The organism is Shewanella sp. ECSMB14102 (assembly GCF_000813075.1).
Classification (GTDB): Bacteria; Pseudomonadota; Gammaproteobacteria; order Enterobacterales; family Shewanellaceae; genus Shewanella; species Shewanella indica.
Window position 1 is genome coordinate 69,640 of the sequence record NZ_JWGX01000038.1, and the last position, 13,571, is coordinate 83,210.

A 13,571-nucleotide genomic window follows, 5' to 3' on the forward strand; every position below is an offset into this window, starting at 1 on the left:
AACCCTTGCAGGGGGAGGTTCGGAGCCTTCTGGGTCAGACTGGCAGTTTAGATTTTGCCAACCAGGTCCAGAGAAGGAGCCAGAGTTTCGTCGCCTGGCTGCCACTTGGCTGGGCAAACTTCGCCGTCGTGAGTAGCAACATATTGAGCAGCTTGGATCTTACGAACCAGTTCGCTGGCACTACGTCCGATACCCAGGTCATGGATTTCAGCGACTTTGATTTCACCTTCAGGGTTGCTGACGAAAGTACCGCGCAGGGCGACACCGTCTTCCTCAACCAGCACACCGAAGTTACGGCTGATTTCACCGGTTGGGTCACCTATCATTGGGAATTGGATCTTGTTGATGGTGTCGGAAGTATCGTGCCATGCCTTGTGAGTAAAGTGCTTGTCGGTAGACACAGAGTAAACTTCAACGCCCATGGCTTGCAGTTTTTCGTAGTGGTCAGCCATATCACCCAGTTCAGTTGGGCAAACGAAGGTAAAGTCGGCTGGATAGAAGAAAACTACAGACCACTTGCCCAGCAGATCCTGTTCGGTCAGCTCAACGAATTCACCTTTGTGGAAGGCGGTAGCTTTAAAGGGTTTGATTACAGAGTTGATGATTGACTGAGTCATTGTATGCTCCCATTTTCAGTTTGAATTGTCCGGGTCAACTTCATTGTTGCCCCTCGATGGAAGTCATATTAACCAAAGGGTTTAAAATAAGATAACGGATAAAAGCTGTTGCCTTAATCGGTTTTTCAGAGGAACTTGTATCGGGAGCGAAAAAAGCGATTACCCTTCGCTCCCGAGCAAGTTATTGATCTATTGGTTATCACTGAACTTATGCTGTTCCAACCAATGGCTCAGCAGGCGTACACCATAACCGGTAGCTCCGGCCGGAGCCAACTGAGTGTCGCTCCTGACCAGGGCATTACCGGCAATGTCCAGATGAGCCCAGGGTTGCTCACCGGCAAAACGCTTGAGAAACATCGCCGCCGAAGAAGCCCCGGCGCTACCTTCACGGCCTGTGTTGGTCAAGTCCGCTATGCTGGATTGCAACTCTTCGCCGTAGGCCGGATCCAGCGGCAGGCGCCACAGTTTTTCCCCCACCTGCTGCCCCGCATAGGTCAGTTGCTGCACCAAAGGTTCCGAGTCACTGAACAGGCCGGCATATTCCACCCCTAGGGCACGCACCTTGGAGCCTGTGAGGGTCGCCACGTCCACTATCACTTGTGGTTGGTATTGCTCGCGGGCATACCAAAGACCATCGGCCAGCACCAGACGTCCTTCGGCGTCGGTATTGAGGACTTCAACCGTCAGCCCCTGGGCAGTCTTGATCACATCCCCGGGGATCATCGCACGGCCCGAGACCATGTTTTCCGCCAGCGGCATGATACCCACCAGGTTAACCGGCGCCTTGGCGGCGGCCATGGCCTTGACCGTTCCCAACACTGTGGCGGCGCCGGCCATATCTGACTTCATCCGCGCAATCGAGGTGCCGGTCGCCTTGATGTTATAGCCGCCTGAGTCAAAGGTAATCCCCTTCCCCACCAGCGCCACCGGAGCATCATCACTGCCTTGCCAGTGTGCCACTACCAACCTTGGGCCTCGCTCGCTGCCTTTGCCCACGGCCAGCAACGCGCCCATATTGAGTTTGGCCAGGTCTTTGGGCTCCAACACCTTAACCTTGACGCCAAAACGCTTGAGTTCCTTAGCCGCATCGGCAAAGGACTCGGGATAGAGTTCGGCGGCAGGTTTGTTGGTCAGATCCCGCGCCAGCGCCACGCCATCGGCAATCGCTGCTGACTTGAGGTGATTAGTCTCGGCTATCTTGGGCTCGGCGACCGCAAAATGGTACTGTTTTTCGGTGCGCGACTTGGCTGTAAAGTCACGATAGCGGTAGCTTGCTAGGGAGATCCCCTGGGTCAATTCGGCGATAAACCCTTGGCTATTGGGTATATCAGCGGCCCATACCGCCACCTTGGGTTGTTTGACGGCTTCCAGATGATTTGACAGCTTGCCCCCCAGCAAAACTGTCTTCCCCGGCGTCAGTTCAGCACCCCCAAGCCCGAGCAGCAACAGGCGCTCAGCTTGGGTACCAATGGGGGCCAGCAATTCGAGCAGCTCGCCCTCCTGGCCTTTGAAGTTAGCGGCCGTAATGGCGCGCTGCAGTTGTTTGCGGGTATCTGCCTGCAAGCCTGCGGCCGAGTAAAGGGTGCCATCCTGATGCTGGAACATCACCAAGGTGTTGGCCGGGGCGACTTGAGTGGCAAACTCATACTGTTCGGCCTGTATCGTCCCAGCGCCCATAAGGCAAGATAGGGTCAGAAGTTTTACAGCTAATCTTTTGTTTTTATTCATTTGTACTGCTTATCGTTAATGAGGGCAGACAAATATAACATCAGGGCTTTTACGGACTAGTGCCCTTAACAATCCCTTACAAATTAGCCTACTGCCAGAGTTCGAAGCGACTGAGAGAGCGGCCGAGATCGCAGTCCAGCACAGCAGACAAGCCGGCGGCGCCCTGCTTTAGCCCGGCACTGGTAAAGTTTTTCGGTGTCCTTGAGGCAAACACTACCCAGTTGCCTCCCCCCGTGAGACAGGCACGCACATCGGGGAAATGCTGCTGCAGGCGCGCCAGCAGGCCTCTGTCCTGACTGTGCTCTTTCCAGCAGTTGAGCACCAGCAAACCCTCACTCTTGAGCAGCGCCAGGCTCTGCTCGATAAAGGTTTGGCTCAGCTGACCGGCGTCAACGCCTTCAGAGCCGTAAAGATCGGCGAAGATAATATCTACCTTCTTGTGCTCGGCACTGGCCAGAAACTGATTGGCATCCTGATTGATAAGGTTCAACTTTTTCGACAGTGGCAATTGAAAATGGCTCTTGGCCAACTCCAGCACCAGGGGGCGCAACTCGACCGCTGTAAGCTTGATAGCGGCATCAAAATGCCTCAGCGCATGCACCAAGGCGCCGCCGCCCAGCCCCAAAATAATGGCGCTCTTGGGTTTGAGGTACAAAAGCGCCAGCAGCATGGCCTGCACATAGGTGTGCTGCGGTACATGGGGAGCCTTTTTCAACAGTTTGCTCTGCTCGTCGTGTTCGCCGAAGGCCAAGATCCGACAGTCGCCATCATCGAGGACAGCGACGCTGCCCCATTCATCCTGTTGCTGCACTAAGGTGCGATAATCTGACATGCTTGAATAATTCTCGGTTGGGGAGTTTATCCCCTGTGACAAAGTCGCTAGTATGCCAGCAAACGCCTTATTTCTCACAGAAGCAAACGCCATATGACTCACAATATTCTGATTGCCTGCCTCTATCTCGGGGTGTTTTTCTTTCTGCAGCGGGCGCTGAAAAATGCGGTGCAAACCCTGGCGGACAAGAAACAGGTCAGCGCCGCCCGCACCAGCCTGGTGACCCGCTTTATCAGCTATCTGTTGTTCTTTGTCACTCTATCGTTGATGGCCGTTTCTCTGGGACTCGGCTATCAGGAAGTTTCACTGTTCGTGTCTTCGGCATTTGCCGTGCTGGGGGTGGCTTTGGTGGCCCAGTGGTCGATACTGAGTAACCTCACCGCCGGGGTGCTGATCTTTTTCGTGTTTCCCTACAAGGTCGGTGAGCGGATCAAAGTTGTCGACAAGGATGAGGATATTACCGGGGTATTGTTGGAAGTGGGGCTGTTTCACGTGCTTATCCGCCGCGACAACGGCGATACTGTTACCTACCCCAACAACCTGATACTGCAAAAAGCCGTACTGAAGCTGGCACCCGGCAATGCCTCGGCGCCGCAGGCACAAGAGACAACACCGGAGCAGTTACCCAAGCAGGATTAATTGAGTCTGCGCTGGAACAACGCTAACGCCTGCTGATACATCTGCAACGCCAACGCCGGGTCATAACGGGGATCGCCATCCCTCATAAAGGCGTGCTGGGCATTGAGTTCCTGCCAGCTGTATAAGGTCTGGCATTGTTCCAACCTTTGCTGGATGAGCCTGCGCCCTTCACTCGGCACATGGGGGTCCTGCTTGCCCCAGATAAGCACCAATTCGGCACGAATATCCCGGCAGCGGCTCAGAGAGTCATTCCCAGCTGCACTCGGGATAGCGCCGCTGTGAATATCTGTGGCGTAGAGACAAAATGCCGCTGCGATATCGGGATTAAGGGCAGCGCGAAATGCCAGGTGGCCGCCAACACAGACGCCCATGGCACCAATCCGTCCGCGGCTCCAGGGCTGAGCCCGAATAAAATCCACCAGCGCCTGAGTATCATCATCGTGGGCTTCCAATGGCTTGCTCAGCTTGTCGCTGTTGCCTTTGTCCTTGCCACTGTCATCATAACCAAGCACAGTGCCCGGCGGATTGAGTTCGTGAAAAATCTCCGGCACCAATACCACAAAACCGTGACCGGCCAGCATGCAAGCCATGCGGCTTATTGGCGCGGTTTCCTGAAAAATTTCCGAGTAAAAAATGATGGCGGGAAAACAACCCTCACTATCGGGACGATAGACCCGGGTTTGCATGCTGCCGCTTGCCGTCGGCAGTTGATGAAGACTCTGTGTAACCAGCATGACACCTCCCTATGAGCATCTCCCCGATGCGGTTATTTCAATCTAGCAATCGGGGAGTCGGGTGTCAGTATTTATCTTTAGAGAATTCTTGCAAAGGACTAGGGCCATTTGCTGCGAACCACGTGCATCCAGGCCTGTAAGCCGACGCAGAGCACACATGGGACTTATTCGTACCTTCCTTAGAAAAGCTCGTTACCCGAACGCTCACCGCTGAGGAGTTTCTGTACATTGGACAGTGTGGTGTGGGCGATGGCGCCCAAGGCCTCTTCGGTCAAAAACGCCTGGTGACCGGTAAAGATCACGTTGTGGCAAGCCGACAAACGCCGGAACACATCGTCCTGGATCACTTCATTGGACTTATCTTCAAAAAACAGCTCTTTCTCGTTCTCATACACGTCCAACCCCAGTGAACCTATCTGTCCGAGCTTGAGCGCTTCCATGGCATCTATGGCGTTGAGCAAGCCACCACGACTGGTGTTAATCACCATCATGCCCGGCTTCATCTTGGCAAAGCTGTCTGCGTTGAGCAGATGGCGGTTTTCCGCCGTCAGCGGGCAATGAAGACTGATGATATCGCTCTGTTGGTACATCTCATCCAGGGTGACATAACGAGCCCCCAGCGCCTCTACTTGCGGGTTGGGATAAGGGTCAAACGCCAGTACTTTACAGCCAAAGCCCAGCAAGACCTTGATGGTAGCGATACCGATTTTCCCTGTGCCGACCACGCCCACTGTCTTACCGAACATGTTGAAGCCCACTAACCCTTCGAGAGAGAAGTTGGCATCCCGGGTGCGTTGATACGCCTTATGGATCTTGCGGTTCAGGGTCAATATCAGGGCGACCGTATGTTCGGCTACAGATTCTGGAGAGTAAGCCGGGACATTGACAACATTCATACCCAGACGTTTGGCCGCATCCAGGTCGACATTATTAAAGCCGGCACAGCGCATGGCGATGATCCGGGTGCCGTTGACAGCCAGTTCTGTCAACACCTCTTCATTGAGTTCATCGTTGACGAAGGCGCAGATCACTTCGAATCCGTAAGCCAGTTTCACTGTTTGCATACATAGGCGCACATCAAAGTACTCAATTTGCGCCCCGAAGGCTTCATTGGTACGGTTGAAATGCTGCATGTCGTAACGCTTGGCGCTAAAAAAACCTATCTTCATGCTATTTATGACCCGGTAATTGGAATGGTAGCTAAAAGTGTAAGTGAATTACCTAAACTTGTCTTTGCCTGGCAATAGCTATCTCACCGGAAACATGATGCAGCGCAATAAAAAGAAAAAAGCGGACTCCTGACAGTCCGCTTTTTTTAATAGGGGCTCAAACGCCCCGACTCCGTGCTATCGGAGAATTAGCTTGGCCTAGTGCTCTTTAGCGTACTTGGCAGCTTCAGCACCGGCGATACGACCGAAGGTCACGATATCAGAGATGGCGTTACCACCCAGACGGTTGGCACCGTGAACACCACCGGTAGCTTCACCGGCAGCATACATACCCTGGATCAGATGACCGTCTTTGGCTTTAACCTCAGTCTTGGTATCGATCTTCACGCCACCCATGCTGTGGTGTACAGCTGGCTTAACTTCGATGGCGTAGTAAGGAGCAGTACCCAGTTCACGAGGCAGGTTAGGACGCTCGAATTGAGTGTCTTTGCCAGACTTCACGAAACCGTTGTAGCTGGCGATAGTCTTGGCCAGTTCCGCACCTGGAACACCAATCTTCTTGGCCAGTTCTTCAGGGGTCTTACCTTCATCAACAATGCCCAGGTGGACATAGTTTTCAATCTTCTTCAAGCTCTTGCGAACTGAGTCATCGAACACCAGGAAGGCGCTGGCACCTTTCTGTTGCAGGATGGCCGCAGAAGCCTTGTCACGAGTAGTGATTTCGTTGACGAAACGGTCACCTTCGCGGTTAACCAGGATAGCACCGTTACCACGTACGGCCTCAGTTACCATCACACCACCACGTGGAGACAGAGTTGGGTGAGCCTGTACCCATTCCAGATCGCGGGTATCGGCACCGGCTTGCATGGCAACGTCCAGACCGTCACCGGTTGCACCAGGATGGTTGGTAGCAGCAAAACCTTTCAGTTTAGGGTCGTACTTGGCAACGCGGTCGTTGTTTCTGGCAAAACCACCGGTAGCCATAACCACGGCATCAGCCTTGATCACGTAGTAACCAGTGTACTTACCTTCAACCAGAACGCCGGTCACTTTACCTGAATCATCTTTCAGTACGCGAACAACGCGGCTGTTCAGACGGATATCGGTACCGCGCTTAACAGCGTTGTCCCAAAGAACCTGAGCTACGTGAGCACCCACACCGGCACCACCAGTTGGACGGTGACTACGGTTTACACTTGCACCACCCATACGACCTACGTCATTCATGTCGGCGCCCATAGCGGTCAACCAGTCGATAGAGTCGGAAGAGTTGTTGGCCAGTACTTTAACCAGCTCAGGATCGTTGATGTTACGGCCACCTTTCATGGTGTCCTCAATCATGATCTCTTTCTTGTCTTTAATACCCAGAGCCGCTTGAGGCTTGGTTTCAGCAGCGTTCATACCGCCGGCAGCCAGCTTGGTGTTACCACCAGCAACAGGTTCTTTTTCCAGCAGAATAACTTTGGCACCGTTGTCGCGGGCAGATACTGCGGCGGCCAGACCGGCACCACCAGAACCTATGATAACCACGTCAGTAGTTTCACGAGGACCAGCTGCGATGGCTTTGTCTTGAGCATCTTTCTGCACGTCGATAGGAACGAACTTACGCTCCCACTTACCGCCGAATGGCATATCGAAGCCGAAGCTATGGCAAGCGTCACAGTATGCCACTGATTTTTCATGGCCGATGTGGCAAGAAGTACAAGCGATTTCACCGATAAGGTGAGACTTGTGTGGAGAAATTTTCAGATCTTTTTCACCGGCAGCGATCTCATTCAGATCACCGTGGCAGCTAACGCACTGAGCGTTCTCATGGGTCAGGTTGTCATCGGTTGGGCCTTTCTCGGAAACGTGGCAAGTATCGCAACCGCCCATCTCACCATGAAAATCCGCCAATACATCTGCGCCGGCATAAGCTGTACCGGCCATCATGCCGGAAATCAGAGCAGCCAGTGCTGTTTTTTTAAGTGCTCCCGTGAACATAAAGTGTTCCTCCACCATATTATTTCACATACTCATATATAGCTATTTCGTACTACAGTACTTTTTAGTTTTTTATACCAATTACCAAGGCTGTAGCACGTCATATCTCCCACGGCAGAAGATATCACTACCCCTTTAGTCATATATTTAACTGAGTCACAAAAAATTTCCTGCTGCAGACAGCTATCCGCATTTCTGTGCACTTTTGCAGATTAGCTGGTCACATATTGATACAAATCACGGCCAGCGTACCGTATAACTGACGAAGTTAACGTTTTGATGTTCTGTATTTCCATGTGAGAAGACTCGACAAATACAAGATCAAGCATAGTCGCCAATCAGTGAATACTGCTAAGCTAACGAAAAATTTGTACTCTGGATCACAAATATCATCGCCATGGCAAAAACACAGATGTCAGAAAAGCAGTTTTGGCTACAACGCCTTTGTAAGACCAGCCTCAGAGCCCTGCACATTTTGGGAATAGTCGGTGCCGGTGGCGGTATTTTGCTGTCGGTCCCCAGAGAAAGCTGGCAGCTCTATTGGATCATGACCATGGCCAGCGGCAGTTGCCTGATGCTGTGGGAGATAGTCCGGGATTGGCGCTGGCTTATTCAACTAAAAGGGGTGTTGACCCTGATGAAGCTGCTGCTAATCCTGTTGTTTATTCCCCTGGCAGCCTACAAGAGTGAGTTACTTGTGACTGTGGTTTTACTTTCGGTCATAGTGTCACACGGGCCTGCGGGCTTGCGGCATTACTCTATAGTTCATAGACGCAGAATCGACAGTCGCAAGGAGATCAAAGGATGAATACCGCAGAACTGATCACCGCCTTTGACCGGCACACTGAGATAACACCTGAGCTCAGAGTGCTGGACCTGGCCTGCGGCTCAGGGCGCAACGGTCATTGGTTTGCCAAACAGGGCGCCGAGGTCACCTTCATCGACCGCAACCCCGAGAGCTTCGATGAGCTCTGGCGCCAGTTTCCTCACTGCCAATACCTGGAATGGAACCTCGAGCAGGGTGACAAGCCCGATCTGCGCCCTTTCGACGTGGTATTGGTGTTCAACTATTTACATCGTCCTTCGCTGCCCTGGATTGCCAAACAACTCAAGCCTGGAGGCCTGCTGTTTTACGAAACCTTTACTCGAGAACAGGCCAAGTTCGGCCGTCCCAGCAACCCGGACTTTTTACTGAATGAGGGTGAGCTACAACACAGATTTGCCAAATTCGAGACTTTACATTACTTTGAAGGCCATATGCCCGGCGGAGAAACGGGAATGCTGCAAGCCAAGGCGCAATTGATTGCCAGAGCCGTCCGCTGATCCGCCTTTATTCAGCTGTATCAAGGACCTTTAATGTTTCCCTATCCCGAGCAGTATCGGCTTGCCCTGCCCCCGCTGATCACCGCCTTTATGGTGCTCTGGTCACTGTTGACCCGGCCTCTGCTGGGAGATGCCAGCCCATTCGCCCTTTATCCCTTGTTGCTACTGTTTCCCCTGGTGCTGGGGCTGCACCTGCACCTTATCTGGCAAGCCGCCGGCTTACGTCGCCTGGATCAGGCTTTTTACGCTTTGGTACACGGCATTCTGGCTTTCGTGGTCTGGACCTTTTGCATTATGCATGTGGGCGGTCACAGCTTCTCCTAAGCTTGCAGATGAATAAAAAGGGGCGCGGTTAATACCGTGCCCCTTTAGCTTGGAAAGGGAGGGTTATTTGTCCTTCGGGTCGAGCAACCTTGATTCTTCGGACGCAAGAACCAAGTTTAAAAACAGGTAGTACACCAATACAAAAGCGCTCAGTGAACCGACCAAATAGAGAGTTACCTGCAACATGATGGCCTCCATTGATGGTTATAGATTGATGGACTCATCGGGGATCTTGTAAATCACACACTCTGGATACGGCTCACACAGAGATGGCGTATTGACTTCATCCTTGCCCTTGGTGGGTGTCGACGCCAGCAGTAGCGGTAAAGCAAACAGAGTAGAAAGCAAGGCAAACCCAATCGCATTTTTCACAAACTGATTCAAACTTTTCATCATCTTTTCTCCTGCTGGGAAGGGGTGGGCGCAAGCTGCGCCCGAGATTGCTTTAACCGTTTAGCTCGGTACTCAGGGTAAAAACCAAGCGCTTTGGTGGTCAGGCAATCAAACTTGTCCCTAAAGCTATCTCAGGCAGAGAAAAGCACCATAATGAAAAGGTGACGGAAAGGTGATGTCTTATAAATCAGTTAATTACTTCAACTATATCGGTATTGGCAGGCCCCAGTAACGCCAGCGATATCTGGCCGTCATCTGTCACTGACAGCAATCTTGGGGAAACTTTCTCCATCGGAATGTCGCGCTCCTCTCTCTTACCTGTATGGAGATCTATCTTGAGGATGCCCATAGCATTGTCGTTGGGCCGCAGCAACCAGAGTGCCTCGGAAGCCAGTTGCCAACTGCTGCCGAAGTGAGGAGTATATTGGTCATAAAAGAGTTCTTCGACGCCCTGCTTCAGGCGCCAAATCCCTTTCTTGTACAGGCGGGTAAAATAAAGAGTACCGTCGGCGGCGTATTTGGCAGAAAAGCCATCTGTCAGTAAGGATTGCTGCTCACCACTGTCCAACAGCAGGCTGTTTATCTGCCAGCGACCATCAACACTAACCGCTGCCAGCAATTCATTACTGCTGCGCCCCCAGCTGACATTCCGGACATTGCCCAGTTGAGGGAAAAACTTGAGTTCACCGTTTTCAGGGTTAAGGACAAACACCTGTTGGTTGAGACTACCGGCAACCAGCTTGTCGTCGGCTGAATAACTGAGTTCATCTATATGGGAAAAAGTGCTCAGGCGACTCAGCTGTTTCTCGGTGCCCTGTTCATCCCGACGCCATAGTTGTGGCAAGCCGCTGCGATTGGAAACAAAGATCAACTCCTTGCCATCGTGGCGCAAGGTACCGGCGGTATCACGGCGACTGGACGCCACAAAGCGCTGCGGCTTGGAAGCCTCATCGAAGGGCGAGGACCAGAACCAGATCTCCTCTTCAAACAGTTCGCCGACAACTGCCGCCATGCGTCCACCACTATTGGCCGAGGGAGAATTGATTTCCTGCAACACACTCGTCAGCCGGGTTAACTTGCGGGGTTTGAGTTGCAAACGGTGAAGTTGCCCCTCCTCACCTCTGTATACCAAGGCGTTGCCGCCTTTATCCCAGGCGATACTACGCAGTGGATACCCCACCCGCTGCAGGTTTTGCCAATCACCGGATTCAATATCAAAGAGTAAGATCTGAGTATCAAACCAGTTGATACTGCGCAGCACCGCCAGACTGTGACCGTCGGGAGACAAAGCCAGCGCATAGTCGCCGCGCCCCACCACATGAGGTTGACTCAACTGCTGACGCCGGCCATCGCTGAGGCTGAGCAGAAAAATGCGTTTGAAGCCTTCGACCCCATCGGCATCGACATAAAACAGCGAGCGGTTCGATGGGCTCCAGGCGATGCTGGTAGACTGTGTCGTCTGATGACACTGGCTGACTATGCGGCTGCGCATCCCTTCGTCAGTCAGCTCTGTCAACATGATACGGCAGCCCTGAGTTTCACTGAACGCCAAATAAGCCAAGGCCTTGCCATCGTGGCGCCAGGCCGGGTAGCGCAGACTGTAATCACCCACAACAGGAATGGTTTTGATGACCCTGTCGCCGAGTGACATCAGCTCAATATGCCATTTATCGGCGTTCAGTTCCCGATAGGAAAACGCCAGCATACTGCCATCGGGGGACAGACTGGGGTCCACCTCCTGACCATTGAGTGAAGTCAGTGGAGTCAGACGCCGGATGGCCACATCGGTCAACTCAAGCTGGGGGTTTTCCTGGGCCGGTGCCAGATAGAGCCAACTGGCGATACCCGCTGCCAGCACTCCGAAGGCGCCGCCCCAATAGCCCCACTTGCTGCCGCCTGCAGCTATCTTTTGCTCAGTCTCGGCACCTATCGGTTTTATTGGCAAAAGTTCGTCCGGCGAATCGTCATCGAGTGTCGTTTCACGCACTTTCGCTATTAGTACATAGCCCTGTTTGGGCACAGTCTTGATAAAACGTGGCGCTCTGGGATTATCCTGCAGATGCTGGCGCAGCAAACCGATAATGCGGTTGATGGCGTTATCCGTGATAATACCGCCGTGCCAAACCTCCTGGATCAACATCTCTCGGGTCACCAAGGTGTTGGCATGATGGATAAGACACAGCAATACCTGCATCACCCTGAGTTCGAGCCGTACTTGAGCCTCTTCGCGGCTCAACGTACTCATCTGAGGGTCAACCAACCAATCTTCCAACAGGTAACCTGAACGCCTTCCCATACCAATCCATTTCCAATTCAAACACTAAGATACTAATTGCCGCGGTTGTAAAAGAGAAGTAAAGCACTCAAATTAACCCAGGTAAGATATGGACAAGCCCCATGATGCTCTGCGTTGGCTTACGCGCCTGGATGCAACAACGCCCAAGAGCTTGCATCTGCCGACAGCCGCGGTTATCTTTGCCGTCCATTTTCATTGAGGCCATGACATGTCAGATTTTGTCTACAATCCACCAACCGAGCCTTGGCTGGATATTCTCTACCAGGACAAGGACATCATAGTCATCAATAAACCTTCGGGACTGCTCTCGGTTCCCGGACGGGATCCGGCCCATCACGACAGCGCCTATGCCAGAGTGTTGGCCGAACATCCGCAAGCACAAGTGGTTCACCGCCTGGACATGGCCACCTCGGGCGTACTCTTATTGGCACTGAGGCGCAGTGCCGAGCGTGAGCTGAAACGCCAGTTTCGAGACAGGGAAACCCAAAAGAGTTACTACGCCAGAGTCGCCGGTCATATCAAGGCCAACCAAGGCAGTATAGAACTGCCACTCATTTGCGATTGGCCCAACAGGCCCAGACAGAAAGTCGACCATCAAGTGGGTAAGCCGTCACTGACTCACTATGAGGTGATCAGCAAGGGACGCTATTCAACTCTGGTCAAGCTGATCCCCATCACAGGGCGTTCACATCAACTCAGGGTGCATATGATGGCGCTGGGCCATCCCATTCTGGGCGATGGTTTCTACGCCGACTCCTGGGCAAAAAGATTGGCTCCCAGATTGCTGCTGCACGCCGCCAGCCTCAGCATCCAGCATCCCTACTCGGGTGACCCCATGAGCTTCAGTGCACCTGTGCCTTTTCTCACGCCCGAAGGCGAACAATAACCGCTAACATCACCCTAGATGTTGAGCCAAAAGTCGCCTTAAGACTGGCAATTTTACAATAAAACACGTAAATTCATGCCTGATTATAAGCAATTTAGGCGTGATGCTGTGGATACATCATTTCAAAGAGATCAACTGGACAATCAGATCCTGGAAGCCCTGATGCAGGATGCACGAACTCCTTTTGCCGAGCTGGCCAAACGCTTCAGCGTCAGCGCAGGCACAATTCATGTCAGGGTAGAAAAGATGAAACAGGCAGGTATTATCACCGGAGCCCAAATATCGGTAAACCCCAAAGCTCTGGGCTATGACGTCTGCTGTTTTATCGGCATCAATCTCAAGAGTGCCGGTGACTACCCCGCCGCCATCTCAAAGCTCAATGAGCTGGAAGAAGTGGTCGAAGCCTACTACACCACAGGCAATTACAGTGTGTTTGTCAAAGTAATGTGCCAGTCCATCGATGCCCTGCAACACGTGCTGATTAATCGTATCCAGTCGATAGATGAAATTCAGTCCACCGAAACCCTGATAAGCCTGCAAAACCCAATTGTCAGGGCAGTAAAACCTTAACAACAGATAAAGAAAAGGCTGCCAAATTGGCTAATGCCGTTCACTTAGTGTGAACGGCATTTTTCTTAGGCTTAATG

14 protein-coding genes are annotated in these 13,571 nt (G+C 52.5%); 6 read left to right on the forward strand and 8 right to left on the reverse strand.

Going from position 1 to position 13,571, the window contains the following annotated elements:
- Positions 1-47 precede the first annotated feature (47 nt).
- From ahpC to RC73_RS13045, 3 genes are all read right to left on the reverse strand, one after another.
- Positions 48-617 (reverse strand): alkyl hydroperoxide reductase subunit C, encoded by a 570-nt coding sequence (gene ahpC / locus RC73_RS13035; RefSeq protein ID WP_028779456.1) that lies wholly within the window; start codon positions 615-617, stop codon positions 48-50.
- 189 nt (positions 618-806) lie between these two features.
- Positions 807-2,345, reverse strand: a complete 1,539-nt coding sequence (locus RC73_RS13040; protein ID WP_039035048.1) for a leucyl aminopeptidase — start codon at positions 2,343-2,345, stop codon at positions 807-809.
- Positions 2,346-2,433: 88 nt separating this feature from the next.
- Complete coding sequence (locus tag RC73_RS13045; protein WP_039035049.1) at positions 2,434-3,177, reverse strand: spermidine synthase; 744 nt, start codon at positions 3,175-3,177, stop codon at positions 2,434-2,436.
- 93 nt (positions 3,178-3,270) lie between these two features.
- Between RC73_RS13045 and RC73_RS13050 the strand changes: the two genes are divergently transcribed.
- Positions 3,271-3,816 carry a mechanosensitive ion channel family protein gene (locus RC73_RS13050; RefSeq protein WP_039035050.1) on the forward strand — a complete coding sequence of 182 codons (546 nt, stop codon included), beginning with the start codon at positions 3,271-3,273 and terminating at the stop codon, positions 3,814-3,816.
- Here RC73_RS13050 and RC73_RS13055 read toward each other — a convergent pair.
- From RC73_RS13055 to fccA, 3 genes are all read right to left on the reverse strand, one after another.
- Positions 3,813-4,550, reverse strand: a complete 738-nt coding sequence (locus tag RC73_RS13055) for a dienelactone hydrolase family protein (protein WP_039035051.1) — start codon at positions 4,548-4,550, stop codon at positions 3,813-3,815. The two genes, RC73_RS13050 and RC73_RS13055, sit on opposite strands and share 4 nt — an antisense overlap.
- Before the next feature lie 179 nt (positions 4,551-4,729).
- Positions 4,730-5,719 carry a 2-hydroxyacid dehydrogenase gene (locus RC73_RS13060; protein WP_039035052.1) on the reverse strand — a complete coding sequence of 330 codons (990 nt, stop codon included), beginning with the start codon at positions 5,717-5,719 and terminating at the stop codon, positions 4,730-4,732.
- Between the two features lie 198 nt (positions 5,720-5,917).
- Positions 5,918-7,702 (reverse strand): fumarate reductase flavoprotein subunit FccA, encoded by a 1,785-nt coding sequence (gene fccA / locus RC73_RS13065; RefSeq protein ID WP_039035053.1) that lies wholly within the window; start codon positions 7,700-7,702, stop codon positions 5,918-5,920.
- Positions 7,703-8,099: 397 nt separating this feature from the next.
- Between fccA and RC73_RS13070 the strand changes: the two genes are divergently transcribed.
- From RC73_RS13070 to RC73_RS13080, 3 genes are read left to right on the forward strand one after another with little or no spacing between them, the layout of a single operon-like run.
- Positions 8,100-8,510: a hypothetical protein gene (locus RC73_RS13070; RefSeq protein ID WP_039035054.1), complete on the forward strand. Its 411-nt coding sequence runs from the start codon at positions 8,100-8,102 to the stop codon at positions 8,508-8,510.
- Positions 8,507-9,025 (forward strand): class I SAM-dependent methyltransferase, encoded by a 519-nt coding sequence (locus tag RC73_RS13075; RefSeq protein WP_039035055.1) that lies wholly within the window; start codon positions 8,507-8,509, stop codon positions 9,023-9,025. The genes RC73_RS13070 and RC73_RS13075 overlap by 4 nt, the downstream gene beginning before the upstream one ends.
- A gap of 33 nt (positions 9,026-9,058) precedes the next feature.
- Positions 9,059-9,349, forward strand: coding sequence for a hypothetical protein (locus RC73_RS13080; RefSeq protein ID WP_028779462.1), 291 nt, complete (start codon positions 9,059-9,061; stop codon positions 9,347-9,349).
- A gap of 204 nt (positions 9,350-9,553) precedes the next feature.
- On the opposite strand, the gene RC73_RS13085 is transcribed toward RC73_RS13080, so the two are convergent.
- Together RC73_RS13085 and RC73_RS13090 are read right to left on the reverse strand one after the other, a co-directional pair.
- A complete protein-coding gene (locus tag RC73_RS13085) occupies positions 9,554-9,745 on the reverse strand; it encodes a hypothetical protein (protein WP_039035056.1) in 192 nt (63 codons plus the stop codon).
- A gap of 184 nt (positions 9,746-9,929) precedes the next feature.
- Positions 9,930-12,038 carry a winged helix-turn-helix domain-containing protein gene (locus RC73_RS13090; RefSeq protein ID WP_039035057.1) on the reverse strand — a complete coding sequence of 703 codons (2,109 nt, stop codon included), beginning with the start codon at positions 12,036-12,038 and terminating at the stop codon, positions 9,930-9,932.
- Positions 12,039-12,246: 208 nt separating this feature from the next.
- Between RC73_RS13090 and rluA the strand changes: the two genes are divergently transcribed.
- Positions 12,247-12,924, forward strand: coding sequence for a bifunctional tRNA pseudouridine(32) synthase/23S rRNA pseudouridine(746) synthase RluA (gene rluA, locus RC73_RS13095; RefSeq protein ID WP_039035058.1), 678 nt, complete (start codon positions 12,247-12,249; stop codon positions 12,922-12,924).
- A gap of 108 nt (positions 12,925-13,032) precedes the next feature.
- Positions 13,033-13,494: a transcriptional regulator AsnC gene (asnC, locus tag RC73_RS13100; RefSeq protein WP_039035065.1), complete on the forward strand. Its 462-nt coding sequence runs from the start codon at positions 13,033-13,035 to the stop codon at positions 13,492-13,494.
- Positions 13,495-13,571 lie beyond the last annotated feature (77 nt).